General features: G+C 44.8%; 13 protein-coding genes and 2 tRNA genes. 6 read left to right on the forward strand and 9 right to left on the reverse strand.

Annotated features, from left to right (window positions below; genetic code table 11):
- Positions 1-225: 225 nt before the first annotated feature.
- From ACFPFU_RS12650 to ACFPFU_RS12665, 4 genes are all read right to left on the reverse strand, one after another.
- Positions 226-696 carry a hypothetical protein gene (locus ACFPFU_RS12650; protein ID WP_377065021.1) on the reverse strand — a complete coding sequence of 157 codons (471 nt, stop codon included), beginning with the start codon at positions 694-696 and terminating at the stop codon, positions 226-228.
- Positions 697-835: 139 nt separating this feature from the next.
- Positions 836-1,846, reverse strand: a complete 1,011-nt coding sequence (locus tag ACFPFU_RS12655) for a zinc-binding alcohol dehydrogenase family protein (protein WP_377065023.1) — start codon at positions 1,844-1,846, stop codon at positions 836-838.
- Between the two features lie 142 nt (positions 1,847-1,988).
- Entirely contained in the window at positions 1,989-3,950 is a 1,962-nt protein-coding gene (locus tag ACFPFU_RS12660; RefSeq protein WP_377065025.1) for a DUF3857 domain-containing protein, read from the reverse strand.
- Between the two features lie 2 nt (positions 3,951-3,952).
- Positions 3,953-5,788 (reverse strand): DUF3857 domain-containing transglutaminase family protein, encoded by a 1,836-nt coding sequence (locus tag ACFPFU_RS12665; RefSeq protein ID WP_377065026.1) that lies wholly within the window; start codon positions 5,786-5,788, stop codon positions 3,953-3,955.
- Between the two features lie 200 nt (positions 5,789-5,988).
- Here ACFPFU_RS12665 and yiaK point away from each other — a divergent pair, with 200 nt between their 5' ends.
- Genes yiaK through ACFPFU_RS12680 form a run of 3 tightly spaced genes read left to right on the forward strand, consistent with a single transcriptional unit; the run spans position 5,989 to position 8,518 of the window.
- The gene (gene yiaK / locus ACFPFU_RS12670; protein ID WP_377065028.1) at positions 5,989-7,020 is read left to right on the forward strand and encodes a 3-dehydro-L-gulonate 2-dehydrogenase; all 1,032 of its coding nucleotides are present in this window, start codon (positions 5,989-5,991) and stop codon (positions 7,018-7,020) included.
- Positions 7,017-7,514, forward strand: a complete 498-nt coding sequence (locus ACFPFU_RS12675) for a P-loop nucleotide/nucleoside kinase family protein (RefSeq protein WP_377065030.1) — start codon at positions 7,017-7,019, stop codon at positions 7,512-7,514. Before yiaK ends, ACFPFU_RS12675 begins: the two co-directional genes overlap by 4 nt.
- On the forward strand, positions 7,511-8,518 hold the full coding sequence (locus tag ACFPFU_RS12680) for a phosphotransferase (RefSeq protein ID WP_377065031.1): 1,008 nt from the start codon (positions 7,511-7,513) through the stop codon (positions 8,516-8,518). Before ACFPFU_RS12675 ends, ACFPFU_RS12680 begins: the two co-directional genes overlap by 4 nt.
- Before the next feature lie 88 nt (positions 8,519-8,606).
- Here ACFPFU_RS12680 and ACFPFU_RS12685 read toward each other — a convergent pair whose 3' ends face one another.
- Both ACFPFU_RS12685 and ACFPFU_RS12690 read right to left on the reverse strand, forming a co-directional pair.
- Positions 8,607-9,251 (reverse strand): cation transporter, encoded by a 645-nt coding sequence (locus ACFPFU_RS12685; protein ID WP_377065032.1) that lies wholly within the window; start codon positions 9,249-9,251, stop codon positions 8,607-8,609.
- Between the two features lie 236 nt (positions 9,252-9,487).
- Positions 9,488-9,560: transfer RNA gene (locus ACFPFU_RS12690), tRNA-Gln, on the reverse strand.
- Between the two features lie 376 nt (positions 9,561-9,936).
- On the opposite strand from ACFPFU_RS12690, the gene ACFPFU_RS12695 reads away from it, so the two are divergent.
- Positions 9,937-12,684, forward strand: a complete 2,748-nt coding sequence (locus ACFPFU_RS12695; protein WP_377065034.1) for an outer membrane beta-barrel protein — start codon at positions 9,937-9,939, stop codon at positions 12,682-12,684.
- A 137-nt stretch (positions 12,685-12,821) separates the two neighbouring features.
- On the opposite strand, the gene ACFPFU_RS12700 is transcribed toward ACFPFU_RS12695, so the two are convergent.
- Both ACFPFU_RS12700 and ACFPFU_RS12705 read right to left on the reverse strand, forming a co-directional pair.
- Positions 12,822-15,248, reverse strand: coding sequence for an ABC transporter permease (locus tag ACFPFU_RS12700; protein WP_377065036.1), 2,427 nt, complete (start codon positions 15,246-15,248; stop codon positions 12,822-12,824).
- A gap of 63 nt (positions 15,249-15,311) precedes the next feature.
- Positions 15,312-17,711: an ABC transporter permease gene (locus ACFPFU_RS12705; protein WP_377065038.1), complete on the reverse strand. Its 2,400-nt coding sequence runs from the start codon at positions 17,709-17,711 to the stop codon at positions 15,312-15,314.
- Between the two features lie 369 nt (positions 17,712-18,080).
- Between ACFPFU_RS12705 and ACFPFU_RS12710 the strand changes: the two genes are divergently transcribed.
- Entirely contained in the window at positions 18,081-18,800 is a 720-nt protein-coding gene (locus tag ACFPFU_RS12710; RefSeq protein ID WP_377065040.1) for an OsmC family protein, read from the forward strand.
- Positions 18,801-18,913: 113 nt separating this feature from the next.
- Here the strand turns inward: ACFPFU_RS12710 and ACFPFU_RS12715 are convergent.
- A tRNA-Gly gene (locus ACFPFU_RS12715) sits at positions 18,914-18,986 on the reverse strand.
- A 368-nt stretch (positions 18,987-19,354) separates the two neighbouring features.
- On the opposite strand from ACFPFU_RS12715, the gene gltB reads away from it, so the two are divergent.
- Positions 19,355-23,899, forward strand: a complete 4,545-nt coding sequence (gene gltB / locus ACFPFU_RS12720) for a glutamate synthase large subunit (protein ID WP_377065042.1) — start codon at positions 19,355-19,357, stop codon at positions 23,897-23,899.
- The last annotated feature ends 3 nt before the right edge of the window (positions 23,900-23,902 follow it).

Consider the following 23,902-nt stretch of genomic DNA (forward strand, 5'->3'; position numbering starts at 1 on the left):
ACCTTGAAGACTACTATAAAGTACCCCCGGCTTCCGAATGGAAAGATATGCCATTAAGAGGGGCGAGATGATGAAGGCTTAAAGTCCCTTGATTGTCCGAAGGGCCTGTCATAAAGGACACCCACAGGTTTTTACAGGACATGGAATGGAATACTTTCTTTTCCCTGTCCTGTCATCTTATTTTGAAAGGATCAATTTTTTGGGACCGGGTTTGCCCGACGCTGATCACAACTCATATAATGGGATGTACCAGGCAATATATTTACCCTCTTCTTTGGGGACACAGTCTTCATTTTCCATGACCTGGATCTTTCTTTTGATAACGTTGGCAATCTGATTATAATCCAGCTGGAATTTTTCCGGATCGTTTTCGCTGATAAAATATACCTCCTGAATATAGCCCTGGATATCGAAATAAACCCTTGCCTGGATTTTTATTTCCCGGAAAATACTGGTCTTTTCCTCATCAAAATGCTTTTTGATTTTCTGAAAACTTAATTCGTTGCTCAAAGCCGGGGTAGAACAATTAAGCCCTATCCTTTCCAGATTCAGATGAGCCACATTACTTTTCTCCGGTTTAATGACATAAGCTTGGTCTGTGCTGACAATATTATACCTCTCCTGGACTTGCCCCATTGAAGGTATCCAGTGTGTTAATGAAAGCATCAAAAATGCAACCGAAACCAAACGGACCATAACAATAGCGTTTTTGTTTATGCGGTTCAGGTATATAATTTCACCTCTTGTCACCTTAATTAAGCGATTTATTTTAAATATCACAAAGTTAATTTCCCAAAAAAAGCGAAGTGATTACGGGAAAGGATGCTTTCAAGGATTAAAGGACAATCATGGCTTTGATCGACTGATTTGCCGGATCGGTCCATGATTGGAAATTTTCCGTCATTTCCCCAAAAGGTACCTGATGCGTGATATAAGCTGAAACGGGAAATTTTTTCTCAGAAAGAATATCTGTTACCTTTTGGAAATCTTCCCTTGTGGCATTCCTGCTGCATAGAAGGGATGTTTCTTTGGCATGCAGAGCCGGATGACTGAATTCCAGGTTGCTTTTGTACAATCCCACCAGTATATATTTACCGCCATGTCCCATGTAGGAAGGACCCTTTTCCATCGCGGTTTTGTTTCCTGTAGCATCAATCACGGTATGGTAAAGATCTCCTCCGGTCAGTTCCTGTAATTTTTCCAGCCCATCACCACTGGCATCGACAATATGGCTTGCTCCAAAAGCTGATTTTGCCAGCCCCAATCTCCACTCATTGATATCCAAAGCAGTTACTTCCGCTCCTGCCAGCTTGGCAAAAACCATGATAGCCAGTCCGATAGGTCCACATCCCATAACGAGTACTTTTTCTCCTTTTTTGATATCAGCCCTCCTTACCGCATGGGCTGCCACAGCTAAGGGTTCGATGATGGCCATATCTTCCCATTCAAGTTGTGGCGTAGGGATAATTGTCTCCTGAGGGAGGGCAATGCTTTCCTGCATTCCCCCATCGGTATGAACCCCAAGGACCTTCAGGCTCGCACAACAATTCGTTTTTCCGGACCGGCAAGCAAGACATCTTCCACAGTGGAGGTAGGGGATGATGGCCACTTTTTCCCCGGCTGCAAATGCGCCCAATCCGTTAGGGTCTTCAATTTCCGCTGCAAGTTCGTGTCCCAATATCCGGGGATAGGTAAAATAAGCCTGGTTTCCGGCAAATGCATGGAGATCGGTGCCGCATACCCCGATCCGCTTTATTTTAAGCACCACTTCATTGTGACGGGGTGAGGGTGGGGATGTGGTTTTTAAGCTTAATTTTCCTGGGTGTTCGCAGACGATATAGTTCATAAGATATGGCAATCAATATTCAAACGGACTGAAAATTTCAGTAAAGATATAACAAAGGTTTTTGAGATAGTAATCGGTCTAAAATTAAAAAGGAAGGCCCGGGAGACCTTCCTTTACTTTCATGATGTCATTCAAAGTAGGATCACTTGCTCTCCGAAGCGGTTGCAAGCGGGGATAATTTTTGAATGATTACAGGTTCCCTAAGTTTGCTGGTGACAATTTCCATAAAATTTTTGAGACTGGGGTATATTTCCGCGGGAACAATAGATTCTTTCACCAATATATTTGCATTTACATGGACGATGTCTTCCATGGTGAAAACTTTATATGAAAAAGCCATCTGACCTCCTGGCAGCGAGAACGCGATATCTTCGGGAAAGTCATCCAGTTCATAGCCTTTTGGCAGGTGCAGCTTAGCTGAAAAGCGGTCATTAAAAGTGTAGTCGAAATCAACCGGGAAGGATCTGGAGTCTGCTGAAAAGGGATTTTCGTTCCACCTTAAATATTGGAAAGGGTGGAGGAAAACGGTCTGTTTGTTTTCAAAAGCTTTGCTGCTCATGATTTTCACATCCAGTATCTCCCTACCCTCATTTCTGTTTTCAATTTCGAAAACCAGCTTTGACTCCGTCTCTTCTTTGACGATTTTGGTTTCCAATTGTTCCTGTATTTCCTCATTCAGGGGCCTTTTGATACCTATCGCGTCATAGTCCAAGAACCTGATGGTGGTTTCTGTAGATTGAATCCCTTCCTTATCAAAATGGATATTTACAGATTGATTGATTCCCGACCGGTGATGATGGGTTACGTCCATCAACCCGCTGTCTTTGCCCATCATCACAAATCCTTCCTTTACATGGAATCCCAAGGGAAGATAGCCCATGGGAAAAACTTCATTCCCCCCATCCACAAAATGCAGGCTCTCTCCGGTATTGACGACCAGGATCATTTGGTTGAACTGGTCGGCAAAAGGGAACATGACCAGTTGGGACCGGCCGTTGCCCTTGCTACTGATCAGCAGCGGGTAGGCTTCTATATCGTGGGCTTTAAGATGGGCCAACAAGGAAAGGTTGATTTCGGCTCTGTTTCCACGACGGGTTTCCAGAATGGTTTTAAGGTTTTGCAGGGGAATCATTCCCCCGTTCCCTTCATACTTAAATTTTTCAACAACATGCGTATATATTTTTTGGGCCAATTCAAGTTTGGAAAGGTTTTCGGTGTCTTCCAGTTTGATTTGGGAAACAAGGGACTTATTGGGGTTAAGATAGCTTTCAAAGGCGGGTCTTTTCATCATCAAATCGGCCAAATCCTGCCAGGTTTTAAACACGTTTGTGTAGCCATCCTGCTCATAACCCGATCCCCCTGCACTTCTGAATGCATAGCCGGCTAATTGAAATTCCACCTTTTCCAGATAATCCACAAAATGGTTCATAAAGGGCTCCGACCGGATAGATGGCAAGTCAGCTAAGACCCATTTGTATACACCTCTTTCCGAAGTCCTGTATTTGGCCTGAAAAGTCTTAATCCCTTGGCTGACCACTTTGTAATCCAGGTATGAAGGGATATCGATATAATACGCAGACTTTAAGGTAGGAACCTTGTTTTGAAAAACCCACCCGTCTAGGAAAATGATGGAGTTGTCGTTTTTAACATACTGGTATTCCAAAATTGACCCCGTTCTTACTTCGGGAAAGGTAAACCTGATTTCTCTCCATCCGTTATCCATTTCGACTTCATAGAAATCATTTTTGGAAAGTTTGACGATTTTTTCTTCTCCATTTTCAAAGTTTACGATTTGGGCCTTTAGTTTTTGGATACTTTCCACACCATCTTTGCCCCTGTAGTAAGAAAGCACCACATTTCCGTGGTCCTTTCCGCTTTCTTTCAGGATCTTGATCCTTCTGTGAATTTGGCTGTTCAGCGACGCCCTGATAAAAATGTTGCTGCAATATTCTTCCAATACCACAGCGTCCGCGTCCGGTTCAAAGGGAACGGATTCAAGTCTGATTTCCTCATCGCTGTATTTGCCAAATTTCATGTCCTGCGAAAGGACCGGACCAGCCATAAAAACAGCAATGGCATAAAAAGGTAAAATTTTAAAGCACATGATTAATTGGATTTTTTAAAAGTCAGTTGTTTATTCAAAAGGTCATTTATTTTCGAAATGGTATTGGCTTTCTCTTCGGAAGAGATGTCTTCGGGAAAATTAACCTGGAGGGTCTTATGGATGAGAATAGCATCGTCCACGGTCGACGCAACTATCCTCAGTGAAAAATAATCCTCTTCCACCGACCGGTCGAACGGTTCTTCTTCCCAAGTTAAACTTTCAGCGTGTTGGATCCTCAGACGGTCTTCAAACCACGCTGAAGCCGAAAGCTCGGAATTAATCTCCCATTTTGCCCACGAAAGGGGGATCAGTATCCTTTTTGCCGTGGACTGGTAAAATCTCAGGACATTTCCCGAGTAAGTAATTTTGGCCGAGGGGATTTCCCTTTGCTGCGCCAATTCTATGTGATGATCCTTTACCAACAGCCCCTTCCCGCCAAGATGACCGTTGAGATAATCCACCTTTTCCTTGTCAGACATGGCATACATCATATAGCTGTAAATTCCCGCCGGAAAACCCTGGAAATAATTTTCGCCCTCAATGTGCGCGTTGCCGCTGTCCATCATATTCAGGTTATAGGTAGCGGAATGGATACGATATTTGGACTCGGAATAGGAAGGGGTTTTGTCGATTATACCGCCGTCTTCGGTCAGAACAAGGACCTCCCGGTTTGCGGTAAATTTACCGAGAAATCCAGCCGGGTGTAAATTGGAGGTGCATTCTATCCAAATTATATCGTTTTCCAACGGCACCCTGAGGATGGCATGGTTAAATTGGTTGTAAGGAAAGTCAGTATCAATGGGTGCAGCGTCTTCACCGGCTTTGACCAAAGTGTAGTCAGAAGAAATCCCCGCCTCTTTTAGCATGGCCTTCATGAGCATGGTCAAGGCTTTACAATCCCCATATTTGTTGGCCATTACATCGGCGGATAGCGTCGGCATCCATCCGCCGATTCCAAGCTGGATGCTGACATATCTGAAATGCTTTTGCACGTATTTATAGATGACATCGATTTTCTCATAATCATCCGTAATGCCTTCTACAAGCCCATGAACAAAGGTTTTGGTTTCCTGTGGCAGGTCATCTTTTCCCTGGTTAAGCAGATTGAACCACCTTCCCAAAGATTCCCAGGAGGCCATATTTCCTTCATAGCCCTCCATGGCAAACCTTACCGGAGCCAATGCTACTTTTGAAAAATCCTTTCCGTCCACTTTATCCGACAGCGGAGGTTGTTCTGCCAGTTCCCATTTGAGGTGCATCCATCCTGCTTCCGTTTCCGCGGTCAGAGGGTCGGGTAAATTTTGAGTTTTGTACCTCAAGCCCAATTTTTCCGGATAATGTATTTCAAGCACAGCCCTGTCCACCTTTTGGAAAGGGAAAAAATGTGGCTGCCATTCCGGAAAATGGAAATTGCCGGCAGTCTTTTTTGTATAAGACACTTCTACCTGTAAGGGTAATAGGCTGGTCTCCACATTGAAATACTTTAACCGGGTGTCCTGGTACAGGGATTCATCGCTGATAAAGGCACGGTCGGTCAGATCTTTCAGCCTTAATTTTTTGATGATTTTCCCGTTCAGCGGGTTAATCAACTTGGCTTCAAAATCCCCGACAGTGGTGAACCGGTCCATAACGATGCCAAAGCGGCCATGATTCAGCCCTTTGGGATCGGTGATGAGCGTTTTTTGATAAACTTCCGTCACATAACTGTAATCGGGATTCAATGTGATCTTCTGGTGCTTTTCCAAAATAGAATACGACGGCACCGGTTCTGATCCGGATGTCATTAACGCATAGCTAAAAGAATATGCGCCAAAAAGGATGAGTAAAAATTTAATCATAAGAAAAAGTTTTAAAAAACGGTTTAATATATAAAAAATATTTGATCTCAAAAAATTATTGTTCAGTCCTTCGGTGAATTAATATCTGATCCTGCTAAACTTTGGCTCATTTATCCTTGTAAATAATGCTTTTAATTTCTGTCAGAATCCCATAGATTGGAAAGTAAATATCCCTGTCTCTGTTTTTAAACCTCCAATCGATGAGAATACCTTATCAAGAGATGATCAATACCTTTGCCATAATCCTGGCAAAACATGATTTTTCACCTGAACGGGCCCAAAAATGCGCCGTGCTGTTTGCCAAATCAAGCCTGGACGGTGTGGCTTCTCATGGGTTGAACCGTTTTCCTCAATTTTTGGAAATGGTCAGGGATGGATGGATAAATCCAGATGCCGAACCGGATAGGGAATTCGGTATTCCGGTATTCGAAAGATGGAACGGTCACCTTGGACCGGGAATGCTTCATGCTGAGTTCTGCATGGACCGCGCGATCAAAATGGCCAAAGAAAACGGTGTGGGCTGTGTGGCATTAAACAACACCAACCACTGGATGCGGGGAGGAAATTATGGATGGCAGGCCGCCTCAACAGGCTGTATAGGCATATGTTTTACCAACACGATTCCCAATATGCCCGCTTGGGGTGGAAGTGAGCCCAAATTGGGCAATAATCCCCTGGTGATTGCGATGCCTTATAAAGATGAGGCGGTGGTCCTTGACATGGCCATGACCCAATATTCTTATGGCAAAATGAGCGCTTATCTCAACAAAAAATCTTCTATGCCCTATGAGGCAGGTTTCAATGAAAAGGGGGCGCTCACCAAGAACCCGGCAGAAGTATTGGCGCTACAATTGGCATTACCGGCCGGTCTGTGGAAAGGGGCAGGTTTATCATTGATGCTGGATATGATTGCCTCGGTGTTTTCAAAAGGGAAAGCCACGCATCAGATTGGTGAAAATGGTATTGAATTCGGTGTTTCCCAGTTTTTTTGTTGTTTGGATATGGAGCGATGTGGATTGAATAAGGAAAAAGTAGATCAACATGTACAAGATGTTCTGGAGGATATCAAGTCTTCCAAAGTCTTTGCAGTCGCTGAAATAAGTTATCCGGGCGAACGGTCCCTCCGGGAAAGGAGGGAAAATTTAGAAAAAGGCATCCCTGTGGACCCGGTTATTTGGGACAGGTTGATAGCAACAGAATTGCTTCCTGACAAAAAAGAAAAAAAGAAATGATCATAATGGTAATGGGCTTGCCCGGATCGGGAAAAAGCTATTTCGGGGAAAGATTGGCACAGAAACTGGGCGTTGAATACCTTAACAGTGATCAGGTCCGCAGCAAAATGGACCTGATGGGCCAGTATGCTGATGAAACCCGTAAACAGGTATATGAAGAAATGGCAAAAAAGGTGGATAAACTGCTAGGAGAAAGCCAATCGGTGGCTGTGGATGCCACTTTCCAAAAAGAAACGTATCGGAAAATTTTTTTTGAGCTGGCAGACAAGCACAAAAAGAAGGTGTCAATCGTCTGGGTTTGGGCTGAAGAAAATCTTATCATTGAAAGACTTAGAAAGAAAAGGAAAGACAGTGAGGCTGATTTTGAAGTGTACCGGAAGCTCAAGACCGCATACGAGAATATTTCCAGGCCCCATTTGAAGCTTCAGTCCACCAATGACAACATTGACCGGATGCTTGATCAGGCGGCGGGATATATCCAGGAAAGGGAATGAAGAAGGAAGACGCGGAAATATTGGCTGAAAAAGGTTTCTTTGAGGATAAAAAGCTGGATGGAAAGCTGGTGGAAACCCATATTTCCTGGGTGATTCTGTCCGGTGAGTTTGCCTTTAAAATCAAAAAGCCGCTGAAGCTGTCTTTCCTGGATTTTTCGACATTGGCACTCAGAAAAAAATTCTGTTACCGTGAACTGGAACTCAACAGCCGGTTTTCGGATATCTATTGCGGTGTTTTTCCTATTGAAAAAAAAGGGGATAAATGGCGGATAGGTGAAAATGGGGGGGAAACGGTCGACTTTGCGGTCCAGATGAAACTGATGGACAATGAGCTGAGGATGGATGAGCTGCTTTCCCGGAATAAAGTCCGGGGAGATCAAATAGTTTCGTTGGCCAAACAGGTGGCCAGGTTTCATCAGGAGGCTCCTGTTATTTCAGATAGGTTTGAATTAAAGGAAGCCAAGGCTTTATTCAATGATATAGGTAATGCTTGTGCGGCAGTAAAAAAGCTAATGGGCACCCATCGTGTGAATGCCGTCAAAGAAGCGATCGCATGGAGTGATTCCTTTTTGTCCGCACATCAAACGGAATTCCAGCGCCGGGTAGAACAGGGGTTTGTGCGGGATGTCCATGGCGACCTGCACAGTGGGAATGTTTTTCTAACCGATCCACCTGTGGTATTTGACTGCATAGAGTTCAATGACAAAATCAGACAGATTGACGTGTTGTATGAGGTGGCTTTTATGTGTATGGACCTGGAAGCTTTTGGGAAGAAGGACCTGTCTGACCTGTTCCTCACTACCTACCAATCCGCAACCCCGGATTATTATACCCCGAAGGATGCCATGATATTCCTTTACTTCAAATGCCTCAGGGCCAACGTGCGGGCAAAGGTGACGATGCTGGCTCTGGAGCAGGCCGAAGATTCCAAGGACAAAGAAGAGCTGATGTCCAGGATAGACAAATATTTAGAGCTGATGGTAAATTATAGGAAAAATGACTGATTCTACTATCCATCATGTTTCGAGGAATGCGCCCTGGGCGGCACCGTTTTATGGTTTTGCCGCTTGACGTATTCCTTTCGACATTGTTTTATGACCGGGTCTGGTTTTTTCTGACCTCCTGCATCAGCAGTTTCATCTGTTGACGGTTAAATTTGACCTGGGTGGCAGCGATTTTACCCTCCTTGATTTTGATCCACTCTACAAAGGGGACTTTTAGGTCTGGAAACCGGCTTTCCGAGTCGTAGATGACACATGATTCGTCCCCATCAACAAAAATGGCCTGTATGTTATTTTTTACCAGTATACTGGCTACGGGCGAATTCGCATGCTCTTCGATCAGTTGGATGTATTCTTGTGCTGAATTGCAGGTAATAGGCCCTTTATAGGTAAAAGAAGGGTGAAGGTGTTTTTCCAATTGTTGATGATCCAGCTTTCCCACCGCGGAAATATAGGCAGTCACAAGGTCTTTGCTGGCTGCTGTCGTGTCCCAGGGACCAGGATGGCTTTCAGCAGATCCGGGTTCCATTTCCCAAATCTGATACAGGGAATCGGCCTTGGTGAAGGCGTCTTGTAATTTAGCCAAATCAACATTTTCATCCATGTCTATGATAGCAAGGTGGGTGGACAGGTCCAAAGTTGCTTTTTTCACGCCTTTAACCCCTAAAATGGTATGGTGAACAATCCGGGTACAAGCCTGACAGGTCATGCCGGAGATTTTATAGGTTTTTTCCATGGCGATTGTTGTTTTTAGTTTTTTAAAACTACAATTCTAAGTCCGGCGATTTGTTATATAATTTTTGAAAAAATTCACATCTATACCTGATTGGCCCGGCTCAAATCTGCCCTTTTTAATGCTTTTGGCTAAAACCCGGCGAGTGGAATTTTTTTTTAAAAGGAGTAGGTGTTTTAAAAGCCCCGGATTTAAAAATTCAAGGCACAAAAAAACCGCTCAGTTTATTAAGCGGTTAGTTGGCCGACTAGGGCTCGAACCTAGACTCTTCTGAACCAAAATCAGACGTGTTGCCAGTTACACCATCGGCCAATTTATACCTCGTGAACCCCTCTTTTTGAAAAGGTGTCACAAAGGTAGGGTGTCTTTTTTTTTAATGCAAATCATCAAAGCCACATTTTTCATGGATTAGAATAATCAGCTTGTTCTCAGCAGAAAATAATTTTTCAATTTTAATTTCAATGGGGGTAAAAGTGGGATTATATGGCTTAAAATAATAAAAAAACACTTGATTTTTTTGGGTTTTTTATGTAGGTGATTTTGGGAAAATTGGTCATAATGAATTTTTGCCTTATAACACTTTCATTTCTGCATTGACATAATATTATTAGGTCAATCAGGCTGTAATAAAGTAATTGCTGATGCATTATCTGAAAAACGCTCAACCATTCCGATAAATATTTGCTTTATGTATTTGAAATTACCCTTTCTTATTTTTTCAGTTTTCATATTCTCAGCGGCTGTTGGTCAAGAACAGTATAAAGGCCAGATCATTGACAAGCAGACCAGGGAACCGCTTTTCGGTGCGTATGTATTTATAAAAGATGACCAAGGGGAGACGCTGAGTTCTGGTTACACGGACTTTGATGGTAACTTTCAGGTAAAAAAGCCTCCCCTAAAGGAATTTGTTGTCGAATTATCCTTTATTGGATATAGAACCTTCCAGGAAAAGAGAAGCGCTTCTTCGGGAAATAACCTTGGTGTTTTTGAGTTGGTGAGCGATGGACAGGAATTGGAGACCTTTGAGATTTCCGCTGAAGCCATGACAGGGGAAGTACGTGGCGATACGGTGGCTTTCAATGCCAATGCTTATAAAACAAGACCGGAGGCCGATGCGGATGAGCTGGTACGTAAAATGCCGGGGGTGGTCATCCAGAACGGGGTAATCCAGGTCCAGGGAGAGGATGTGCAGGAGATCCTGGTAGATGGAAGACCGTTTTTTGGTGACAATCCGGCAGCCGCATTGAAAAATCTTCCTGCTGAAGTCATAGAAAAAGTCGAATTTTTGGACAGGAGAAGCGATGAAGGCCAGCTTACGGGGTTTGATGATGGAGAAACCATCAAGACGATCAATATCATCACCAAACCCGATAAACGTGCCGGTAGATTCGGTAAATTTTATGGAGGATATGGTACAGGAGACAATTACCTGGCCGGCGGGAACATGAATTTTTTCAACGAAGCAAGAAGGCTCTCCATTTTAGGTCTGAGTAACAACATCAACCAACAGAATTTTGGGGCAGACGAACTCGGCAACCTGAATAATGAAGACAGCCGCAGGGGAGGGGGAGATGATTTGACGGTGGGTAATATGCCGGGGATTACCAACACCAATGCCTTGGGAGCGAATTTTTCTGACGAATACCTTGATGCCAAAATGAAGATCACAGGCAGTTATCTCTTCAATGACCGGGACAATGTGCTTCACCGGAGATCTTCGAGAGAGTATATTCTGCCCAATGACAGCCTCCAGCTTTATAATGAAGAGAGAAATAACCAAAGCAGGACCCAAAGCCATCGGCTAAGCATGCGCATCGATTATGATATCAATGAAAGGCATGCGATTATTGTAAGGCCTAGAATGGGGTATGACAGACGAACAGCGCTTAATGTCAGGGATGCGATGAACCTTTTTGATGCCAACACCCCCATCAACCGGAATGAAAACACCACCGCTTCCCATAGGGAGTCTTGGAACGTAAGCAATTCGTTTACCTATAGGTACAAATTCGCCAAGCAAGGAAGAGCGCTATCTACAAGTGTCTATACCAGTACCTATGACAGCAAGAGCAACTCCGACCTGGTGGCGGTAAACCAAAACTTCCATACATCCCAGGCGGATAGCCTGATACAAGACAGGGAAAACCTTTACAACAGTTTATATTACAGTATTAACCTGAACTATTTTGAGCCGCTGAGCGAAAAATCCAGGTTGCGGTTCAACTACCGTGTATCCAACAATATGTCGGATACTTTTCAGGAAGTGTTGGTACAGGAGCAGGAGACCGGAATCATCAACTTGGACAGTGCCCTTTCCAATCAGTTTGAGAACAGTTATAAAACCCAAAGAGCTGGCATGGGGTATAGTTTCAGAAATGAAAAATTCTCTTTGTTTTCCAATTTTGAAATGCAATCCGCTTTGATAGACAGTGATAGGATATTTCCGGGATTTGAGAATACGAAAAGAAACTTCGTGAATTTTTTGCCGAGAATAGTGATGAACTATCAGGTGGGCGAATACAGCAATATCCGCCTGGATTATAATACCCAAACGACTGCACCCACCATCCGTCAACTGCAGGATGTGATCAGCAATGCCAATCCGCTTCAAATTTCCAACGGTAATCCTGAACTGGATCAGGAGTTCAGTCACAGGCTTTTCACCCGTTTTCGGAGGATAAACCCTGAGACCAACCGGTCCTTTATGTTTTTTTTATATGGAAATGTGAGAGAAGGCTTCATCGGAAACGAAACCTTTATTGCCTCAAAAGACACCCTGATCCAGGAAGTATTGTTGCCCCAAGGGGGACAATATAACCGTCCGGTTAACTTGGACAACTATTGGTTTTTCAGAGCTTACAGCAGCTATGGTTTTCCATTGCGTTTTATGAAGAGCAACCTTAATATAAACGGCGGCCTCCGGGTAAACAACCGTCCGGGCATCATCAACAGCCGAAATAATTTCAATACCAATACCACCTTTTCCCAAGGTTTTGTGCTAAGCAGTAATATCAATGAACGGGTGGATTTCAACTTATCCACCAGGGGCAATTACAACATGGTAAGAAGCAGTCTGCAACAGGAATTGGAGAACAATTTCTATACCCAAACTACCCGGCTCGATGTATTCTGGAATTTTATAGGAGGGATGTTTTTAGGAAGCAGTGTCAATCACCAGCTTTATTCCGGATTAGGCGAAGATTTTGATCAGGGGATCCTTCTGTGCAACATGGATGTGGGTTTCCGGATTCCCCCCAGTAAAAAGACCGAAATCAAACTGACCGTGTTTGATTTACTTAATCAAAACGTAAGCATTGACAGGAATGTCACTGATGTGTTTGTGGAAGACGTAAGAACCCAGGTTTTGAGGCAGTTTATTATGCTGACGGTTACCTATAACCTGAGACGCTTTGGAGGCTATAATATGGCCATGTAAATGGAATTTCATAAATGGATTAAAATGCGGAAAGGCCTGGCCGATTGGGCCAGGCTTTTTTCTGAACGGTGAACGGCTATAGGGAACTCTGTGCATATTGTCTGATGACTGATTATTAGCAGCAGGTTGCTGTTTGATCAATTCACCTTGAATGTCTCCACAGGATTGGTCATGGCCGCCTTAATGGACTGAGAACTTACTGTCAAAGCTGCTACCAAGGCGGCGGATATACCGGCGATTAAAAAGGGCATCCAGGGTACGGGAATGCTGTAAGCAAAGTTTTCCAACCATTGGTTCATCCCATACCACGCGATGGGTGTCGCTACTACAAAGCCGATGAGGACCAGTTTTAAAAAATCCTGGGCCAAAAGTGACACCACATTCCAGATACTTGCCCCCATTACCTTACGGATACCGATTTCTTTGATACGCTGTTCTGTGGAATAGGTGGCGAGACCAAACAATCCCAACGCCGATATCAAGATGGCCAGACCGGCAAAATTGCCGAAAACCGCAGCGATTTTTTGTTCCGCTTCATACTGCTGGTCGAAACGGTCAGCCACGGTATAATAATTAAATGGAAAATCAGCTTTCATTGCCAGCCATTCCTCTTTCAAAAAGGCGATGGCTTCATCCTTAAAACCCGGATCAATTTTGATGGCCACTTCATTGAACCTGTCATCAGGTATCATAAAGACCATGGGGCTGATGGGTTGGTGGAGGGATTCGAAATGAAAATCCTTCGCTACGCCGACCACGTACCCCCGTCTGCCACCATAAAGGAATTGTTTGTCAATGGCTTCTTGGGGATCTTTCCAGCCTATGGCCCTGACTGCGGATTCGTTGAGGATAAAGGCTTGTGTGGAATCACTCGCCAGTTGATAATCAAAATCCCTTCCCGCTGCTGTCTGTATGCCAAAGGTTGCCATGAAGGAATGACTCACGTGGATATCTGCTACCCGGATATCAATCGTTGTAAGCGTGCCATTTACTTCTGCCTGGGTGCCCTGGGAATCAAGCAGTCTTCCCGAAGGGATTCTGCTTCCCAAAGCAAGTTCCTTGATTCCTCTTTGCTTCAGGAGGCGTTCCCTAAGCATTTCATAATTGTCCGTAAATTCCTTGTACGCCGGGAGTACCACAATCTCATCCTTTTCAAATCCCAGATCCTTGGTTTTCATAAAATCCAGCTGCCTCAAAACCACCAGCACTGCCACGATCAGGACAATGCTGATGGCGAACTGACTTACCACCAATATGGACCTGAATTTTTCATGGACCGTGCCGATTTTGTAGGTACCTTTCAGCACGCTCACAGGCTGGAACCCCGATAAAAACAGGGAAGGATAACTGCCGGCGATTAAGCCTACCGTCAGCACCAATATTAGAAAACCCACCATGTATTCGGGATGGCTGAAAAAGTTTATGGACAGCTCTTTTCCTGTAAAATTGCTAAAATAAGGCAAGACTATCCACACCATGACCAAGGCGAGCACCATGGCCAAAATAGACATATAAACCGTCTCTCCCATAAACTGTCTTATCAATAATTGCCGGTCTGCGCCCAGCACTTTCCTCATCCCCACTTCCATGGCCCGCTTGGCGGACCGGGCCGTGGCCAGGTTCATGAAATTGATACAGGCAATGAGTAAAATAAATAGGGCAATGGCGCTGTAAATGTAAACATACTCTATACTGCTGTTGGGTTCGGCCTCTGAATCAAGGTTGGAATGCAGGTGGATACTCTTTAGGGGCCACAAAAAGAGGGAAGTCCCCAAAGAAGCTTTGGAACTTCGGGAATCCGAAGGTAAGTGCCTATCCAAAAAGTCGGGAAACTGTGCTTCTAAATCCTTATAATCCACGCCCTCAGCCAATTTCAGGTAAGTGCCGAAAGAATTGTTCCCAAAATTTTTCATCATCTCCTCATAGCCTCCGTAAAAATTGATGACAGGCTCCATTGAGGCGAGGAAATCCGCTTTGAAGTGGGAATTGTCCGGCACATCTTCCATAATACCTCTTACAATCATTTCAAACGAGAAGCTGCCTATCATCAAGGTAAGCGTCTGTCCCATAGGGTCTCCCTCGCCGAAGTACTTAGAGGCCATGGTTTCCGAAAGCACCAAGCCGTCCGGAAAGGTCAGCGCCGAGCTTTCATTGCCCTTTTTCAGATTCCAGGAGAAGATTTTGAAAATTTCCGGGTCAGCAAAGAAAAACCTGCGTTCCTCAAATATGTTCTCCTCATCCTTTATTACCACTTTGGAATTCAGCAACCTTGCGGCTTCTTCCACCTGTCCATCAAAATCAGACTTCAATAAAGGACCAAAAGGAGGTGCAGCATGTCCCAGATGAAGGCTGGTTTCTCCGTCCTGATTGTACCAGGCTCTGGACACCCTGTAAATCCTGTCGCTGTGCTCATGATAAGCATCATAGCTAAGCTCATGTTGCACAAATAAAAATATAAGAATGCTGGAGGCCATTCCAACTGATAAACCAAAGACATTGATGAGAATAAAAGAAGGATTCTTTCTCAAATTCCTGACAAATATTTTCAGATAGTTCAGAAACATGCTAAAAGGGTTTTAAATGGTTCATTTTTTTGTCGTTTCCATTCGGGCTTTAAAAGTCCGTTATTATTCATCTTTTAAAGTCTGGGCAGGGTTCTGCATATTTACTTTTACCGTTCTGTAGCCTATGGTGAGAAAGGAAATTACGGCTACTATCACAATGGAAAGGGCATAAACCCAGACAGATACCGGTGTCTTATAAGCAAACCCCTCCGCCCACTCTTTGGAAAACCAAAACCCGAATGCAATGGCAAAAACGGCGGATATTGCCAGCAACATAAAGAAATCGGAAGAAAGCAATTTGAGCACATCCCTTGCGGTTGCTCCCAGCACTTTCCGGATACTGATTTCCCGGGTCCTTCTCTGTGCTACATAAGACACCAATCCAAATAAACCCATACAGGCGATTATAATCGCAATACCTGCGAACAGACTGAAAATCAAACTTACCCGTTCTTCTGACCTGTACATCTGTCCATACTCCTGATCCACGAATTTGTAATTGAATGGTCTGTCAGGAACAAGCGTTTTCCAGGTATTTTCGAGACTTGCCAAATGCAGTCCCGGATTTCCTTTCGCGAGTTTTACCAAAAGTAAGTTGGTTTGCGACTCGTCAATGAAAACCACCAATGGATTCACTTGATGATGTAAGGAGTTAAAATAAAAGTCTGCAACTATACCCTTGATCCGGGCAGCGTTGCCGCCCATATCAATTTTTTTTCCAACAGCTTCTTCAACTTTCCAACCCAGTTCTCTAACAGCAGCCTCATTGAGGATAATTGGCAATTCAAGTTGCTCTTGGTAAGCGGTTGACCTGTTTATATCCTGGTCAGAAAAATCATTCCCGGCTATGATTGAGGCACCTATAGTTTTGAAAATGTCTGCATCCACCGCATATCCGGTGATGTTGAATTCTTTGTCATTATCAAACCCAGCTCTTATGGAATATCCGGCTTTGATGTAAATAGGCATATCTGCTGCAAGCGCAGAGGAAGTAGCTGCTCCCGTCCTTACCATTTCTGTTTTCAGGCCGGGTATGATTTCATTCATTCTGGCATGTGTATTCAAGGATATGAGGTGTTCACGTTCATATCCAAGATGGATGTTCTGCATATATTCCAGTTGATCCTTGACGATCATGGTTGCCATTAACAAGCCAATGGAAACGAAAAACTGAAATACAACCAGGGACTTCCTCAACCAGACCCCACCTCCCGGTTTGATTTCCTTACCCAACGCTTTCAGGGGCTGGACACCGGAAAGTATCAGCGCCGGGTACATACCTGAAAGGACGCTTACCAATAGCAACAAGCCAAACAATCCAAGCAAACCGGATGGGGAAAGCAGCTGTTGAAGCTGTAAGGGAACTCCTGAAATCTGTTCAAAATTTGATTTTATCAGAAAAAGAACCAACAAACTGAAGAACAATGCGCTTCCCGTAAGAATAATAGACTCAGAAATAAATTGCCCAAAAAGCTGCACCCTTTCTGCTCCCAATACTTTCCTCAACCCGACTTCTTTGTTTCTTTCTGTAGCTTCAGCAGTAGCAAGATTGACGTAATTGATTATACCAATAAATATCAGTAGAAGCGCCACTGTTCCAAAAATATACAGGTATTTGATATCAGATCCGGGCTTGACTCCTCTAAGGTCATTTCCGCTTAAGTGAATTTCACAAACGGGCTGTACAAAAACCGCGGACTGAAACCCATAACTTTTCTGGGCTTCACCGAGATACTTTTCTATCAATTGCTCAAATCCAGCGTTTAATACAGCCAATTCCGCCCCCTCTTTCAACTTGATATATGAAAAATAATTACTGGGGTTCCATTCAGGGTTTTTACCGTGAGGGTGGGTTTTAAAAGAAGCCAGAAAATCGAACAAAAGATGACTGTTGGATGGAAAATCCTCCATCACCGCTGTGACAACATAGTCTGAAGACTCTACCCGCAGCGTTTTTCCATGAGCCTCAGTGGCACTTCCGAAATAACGCTTTGCGGTGCTTTCCGTCAAGACGATCTGATTGGGCTCCACCAGTGCAGTTGCGGGATCCCCTGTTATCAATTTGAAATCAAAAACATTGAAAAAATTATGGTCTGCATATGCGAATCTGGATTCTTCAAAACCCATATCTTCATTGGCTATGAGCACAGTACTGAAAATACTCAGGTCAAACACCACAGTGGCGGTGGCTATTTCCGGAATTTCATCCAAAGCAGCCGGAACCAACGCCGAAGGAGTAGTGCTGATCAGCTCTTCGTCACCATTGACGATGAATTTCTGGTTGACTTTATATATCCTTTCATATCCAACATACATTTTGTCATAACTCCATTCATGATAAATATAGAGGGAAATGGCCAAAAAACTAACGATGGCTATGGTCAGCCCAATGATATTGATACCGGCATAGAGCTTCCGCTTCATCAGGTTTCTGCAGGATACTTTAAAATAGTTTTTCCACATGATTAGGGACTTGGGGGTGGGTATTTGATATCAAAACTGCATGTCTTCTTCAATTTGGTTCTACTTCCGTGCCATTTGAAAAATAGCTGTTTATTATCCGTGAGAAGGTTTTTTGTCGGTGATATCTGAAGTTTCCCGGACAGTTTTGCCCGCATGCGGTCAAAAAACATTAGTTGTACTGGGTTTGGACTTGAAAAACGGACATAGGAAGAATCGCGGATTTTCGCCGGTTCCACTCACGGAAATTCGCGACTGGCGATTCTTCGCTACCCCATAATCAGCTCATATGCGCTGCAAACAGCGTTTTTTGGAGATGGCATGTTCCTCGCAAAGGGCGAAACATGTTTAACCAAAAAAAATTCTGATAAAATGAAAAAATTACTGAAATCCGGTTTCGTACAAAAGGCTTTTACCGCCATCTTATTGCTCACCGCAGCTGCTCATCTGAGCATGGGGCCCGCAAAGACCCGTCCCGATGAGGAACGGGGCCACAGGAAGACGGAGGTGGAAAAAGGTTCCAGGAAAAAAGCGAAAAGCAAGCCCGGCCATGTCAATGGTTTTAGCCTGGATGAAATTGTCGGCACGGTCAACGCCATTCAGGCCAATCCTGCGATTGCCCAATTTGAATTCAGGGTAAGCAACAAATGGATCAAAGGAGGTCATAACCGGAGCTGGATCCAGGGTTTTTACGGAGGAGGACAGGAAGATAACTCCCGGAAGAAACCTTTTGTCTATGACAACAGCGAGCCGCCCATACTGCTTGGAGCCAATGAAGGTGCAAATCCCGTGGAGTATATCCTGCATGGCCTTGCGGGATGTATGACAACCACCATGGTCTTGCATGCGGCCGCCAACGGTATAAACATCGACAGTGTTGAGTCAAAACTGGAAGGAGACCTGGATGTGCAGGGCTTTTTGGGGCTGAATGATCAGGTCAGAAATGGCTATCAGCAGATCAGGGTTACTTTCACTGTAGAGGGAGATTTGACCCAGGAGGAAAAAATGAAGCTGGAATCTTTTGTACAAAAGTCGCCTGTTTTTGATATCGTCACCAATAAGGTGCCGGTTCAGGTAGCGCTTCAATTTTGATGGGATTAAAGCTCCCATAAACCGGCAACACGCTGAGGGATTAAAGTTATCTTAAATCCCGAAGGCAGCCTTCAACGGGTTTGGTGGGAGCTTTATACATTCTAAAAAAAGAGAGCGGGTAACCGGCCTCGAACCGGCGGCCTTCAGCTTGGGAAGCTGACGCTCTACCAACTGAGCTACACCCGCTTTCATCCTTTTCAAATATAGTAAACAGTTAAGGTTATTTCCTAGGTTTTTTTTGGTGATTTTTTGTGGACATATCGTGATTCCGGGAATATGTATGTCAAGGCGAAGAAAGGAGGGAAATGACTTTTGCTCCCCCTTCAACCAAACCGACAAGTGACATATGATGACCTTCTGAAAGAGATGTCGATTCATTAGGTTTAAAAAATCTCAAAGCCTGTCAGGGAAGGTGTGCGGTTGATTAGATGGACGGATGCTTATAAATAGGGGTGTGTATAAAAGGAAATATCAACATTAATTATAATTTTTTGTATATTTATAAATAAACATTGATATATTATGACTTTATAAAATCACCAAAGCCTATTATTATGAAATTTTCGGAGGCTAAAAAAACCAAATCCTTATATATACCTTCTTTAGAACATGATTCCTGCGGCATTGGGTTTGTGGCGGATATCAAGGGTAGGAAGTCCCATCAAATCATTGAAGATGCCCTGACCATGCTTGTCAATATGGAGCACAGAGGCGGTTGTGGCTGTGAGCCTGATACCGGTGACGGTGCAGGCGTACTTATCCAGGTTCCCCATGATCTTTATGCAGAAGAATGTAAAAAATTAGGTTTTCAGTTGCCCCCTTTCGGTGAGTATGCCGTGGGGATGATTTTTTTTCCTTCCGACCATGGCAGGAGGGAAGAATGCCGGGATTTGTTCAATGATTGTATTAAGGATTTCGGTTTTGAGCTACTGGGATATCGAAAGGTGCCTACTGACAACAAAGGTATTGGACTGACGGCCCTGTCAGTAGAACCCAAAGTAGAACAGGTGTTTATCAAGCAAAAAGAATTTAAGGATTCGGAACATCTGGAGAGACGGCTTTTCGTTTTAAGAAATTTTGCCACCCACCATATCAGAAAGTGTGTTCCCGGAACCGATGAAAGCTTCTATATGCCCACCCTGTCTCATAAGATCGTGGTGTACAAAGGGCAGATGAGAACCACTCAGGTACGGCCTTATTATGCGGATTTGCAGGACGAGCGAACGGTTTCTGCGGTGGCTTTGATACACTCCCGATTCTCTACCAATACATTTCCAAGTTGGAAGTTAGCCCAGCCCTTCCGGTTTATTGCCCATAATGGCGAAATCAATACCATACGGGGCAATGTAAACTGGATGAAATCCAAAGAAGTTTTGTTGGAATCCAGCCTGTTTACCGCAGAAGAACTGGAACTTTTACTGCCTATCTGTGATGCTACCCATTCAGATTCGGCAAATCTGGACAACATCGTGGAACTGCTTACCCTGGGCGGGCGGTCACTTCCCCATGTGATGATGATGCTTATTCCTGAAACATGGCAGGACAATGAAACGATGGAAGAACATAAAAAAGCGTTTTATGAATACCATGCTTCTCTGATGGAGCCATGGGATGGGCCTGCGTCCATCTGCTTTACGGACGGGAAGGTTGTAGGTGCCACCCTTGACAGAAATGGTCTGAGGCCTTCCCGCTATTGTCTCACCGACGATGATAAACTGATTATGGCTTCTGAGGCAGGCGCGTTACCGGTAGATCCATCAAAGGTGGTATTGAAAGGGCGTCTGAAGCCGGGAAGAATGTTTGTAGTTGATCTGGAAAAAGGAAGAATCATCAGTGATGAAGAACTTAAGCAAGAGATTTGCAGCCGACAGCCATATAGGGAGTGGCTGAACAGGCACAAGCACAGTATAAGTGCGTTTCCAGCTAAGAATGCGCGGGTTTACCCGGAAGAAGAAAAGTCCTTGTTGAAAAAGCAACTGTCCTTTGGTTATACGACCGAGGATCTAAGGGTCGTCTTGGGTCCTATGTCGGACATAGCCAAAGAACCTATTGGCTCTATGGGAGCGGATACACCCCTGGCAGTTCTTTCCCATCAAAGCCAGCACCTCTCTTGTTATTTCAAACAGATGTTTGCCCAGGTCAGCAATCCGCCCATCGATCCCATTAGGGAAAGGTTGGTGATGTCTTTGTTTACCAACATCGGGCGTTTTTATAATATTTTAGATGAGAAACCGGAATTCTGCAGCCATATCCACCTCCCCCATCCGGTGTTGACCAATGAAGACCTGGAAAAGCTCAGAAATATTAAGCACTCAAATTTTAAATCCAGAAATATACATGCCACTTTTAATCCTGACGGGCAAGCCGGAAGACTTGAAGAAGCCATTGACAAGATCTGCCTCAAAGCAGAAAAAGCGGTCAGGGAGGGATTTAATATTTTGATCATTTCCCACCGAAAAGTTCACGAACATAGAGCAGCCATACCCTCTTTGCTGGCCACCGGCGCGATACACCATCATCTGATTCAAAAAAATTTAAGGGCACAGACCGGGATAGTCGTCGAAGCTGGAGATGTGATTGAAACCCATCATTTTGCCACTTTGATCGGTTACGGCGCGAGTGCCATCAACCCCTACCTTGCCTTTGAAACCATCTCATCCATCAGCCAACAGAAAAACATATACAACAGCACAGAGGAAAATGAGGCGATGGCCAATTACATCCATGCCATTGGCTATGGGCTGCTAAAGGTATTTTCGAAAATGGGGATATCCACCCTACAGTCTTACCATGGGTCACAGATTTTTGAGGCTTTGGGAATCGGAGAGAAGGTGATTGACAAATGTTTTGAAGGCACGGTTTCAAGAATCGGCGGGTTGTCATTTGACGGGCTTGCCAGAGAGGCCTTGGTCAAGCATAGGCTTGCTTACCCTGAGAAGCCACGGCCCAAAACCAGACTTCAGGAAGGGGGGTTCTATCAATGGAAACGAAGGGGCGAGTACCATCTGTTCAACCCTGATACCGTGCATTTACTTCAGCAGTCCACCAAAACCAATAATTATAATCTATATAAGGACTATGCTAAGCTGATCAATGAGCAGTCCAAAAGAGCCTGTACATTGCGGGGGATGTTTGAATTCCGTAAGACGCGAAAGCCTATCCCTTTGGAGGAAGTTGAGCCGAGAGAGCATATTTTTAAGCGGTTTGCCACCGGCGCCATGTCATTTGGATCCATTTCTTATGAGGCGCACGCCACGCTGGCTGTAGCCATGAACCGCATTGGGGGAAAAAGCAACAGCGGCGAAGGCGGTGAGGATGAAGCGAGGTTTGAAAGAAAGCCCAATGGAGACTGGGAAAACTCTGCTATCAAGCAGGTGGCTTCGGGCAGGTTCGGCGTGACCAGTCACTATCTAACCAACGCGGTGGAATTACAGATAAAAATGGCCCAGGGTGCGAAACCCGGTGAAGGAGGGCAGCTTCCCGGTCACAAAGTGGATGAATGGATCGGCCGGGTCCGTCACTCCACCCCGGGGGTTGGGCTGATTTCCCCGCCCCCGCACCACGACATCTATTCTATAGAGGATTTGGCCCAATTGATTTTTGACCTGAAAAATGCGAACCGGGAGGCAAGGATCAATGTGAAATTGGTATCATCTGCCGGAGTAGGGACCATCGCCGCGGGCGTGGCCAAGGCCAAGGCGGACGTGATCCTGATAGCCGGGCACGATGGAGGCACAGGCGCTTCACCTATAAGTTCCATCCGGCATGCCGGCATCCCCTGGGAACTCGGTCTGGCGGAAACCCAGCAGACTTTGGTAAAAAATGACCTTAGAAGCAGGATCGTTTTGCAGGCGGACGGGCAGATGAAAACAGGCCGGGACTTGGCCATCGCCGCGCTGCTGGGTGCGGAAGAATGGGGAGTGTCTACAGCGGCGCTGATCGTGGAGGGTTGTATCATGCTGCGCAAATGCCACCTGAACACCTGCTCGGTAGGCGTGGCCACACAGGATCCTGAGCTCAGGCGGATGTTTACAGGAAACCCCGATCATGTGGTGAACCTTTTTACTTTTCTTGCCGAGGACCTGCGGGAAATCATGGCCGAACTCGGTTTCCGAACCGTGGATGAAATGGTAGGCCAGGCAGATATGCTGAAAACCAAAGACACCCTGGAGCATTGGAAAATGAAGGAACTTGACCTCTACAGCATACTCTACAAAGAACCGGCCGGCAAAGAAGTGGGCATTTATCATCAGATGGAACAGGATCATGAGTTACATGACATTATTGATCTGAAGTTGATCGATGCAGCACAACCTGCTTTGGAATACGGGGAATCAGTTAGGGCCGAATTCGGTATACTCAATATAAACAGGTCGGTAGGTACCATGCTTTCCAACGAAATATCCAAAAGGTATAAAGGAACCGGGCTTCCGGAAGGCACGATTGATTTTAAATTCAAGGGGTCTGCCGGCCAAAGTTTTGGTGCGTTTGGTGCGCCTGGGATAAGGTTTGAACTTGAGGGCGAGGCCAACGACTATTTTGGCAAAGGGCTGTCCGGAGGGGAACTGATTATATATCCTGACAAATCTTCCAAGTACAAAGCGGGGGAAAACATGATTGTGGGGAATGTGGCATTTTACGGGGCCATATCCGGTGAAGCTTACATTAGAGGCATGGCGGGAGAGAGGTTTTGCGTGCGGAATTCGGGGGTACGGGCAGTAGTAGAAGGTGTCGGTGACCACGGCTGCGAATACATGACCGGAGGCGTTGCCGTGATTCTGGGAGAAACAGGAAGAAATTTTGCTGCGGGAATGAGTGGGGGCGTGGCTTATGTGTACGATCCCGGCGATAGGTTTGCTGGATACTGCAACATGGAATTGGTCGACTTTGATCCCCTTGATGAAGAGGATGTAGAAAGACTTAAAGAAATGATAGAGAACCATTTCAACTACACGGGCAGTGGTATCGCGGAGAAGATACTGGACAGATGGGATGATGCGCTTCAATCCTTTGTGAAAGTAATGCCCACTGAGTATAAGAAAGCCCTGCAAAAATTAGCAGAGGCAAATGAAAGAATTGATTTGGAAGATACAATGTAACGT

Source organism: Negadavirga shengliensis, assembly GCF_042652345.1.
GTDB lineage: Bacteria > Bacteroidota > Bacteroidia > Cytophagales > Cyclobacteriaceae > Negadavirga > Negadavirga shengliensis.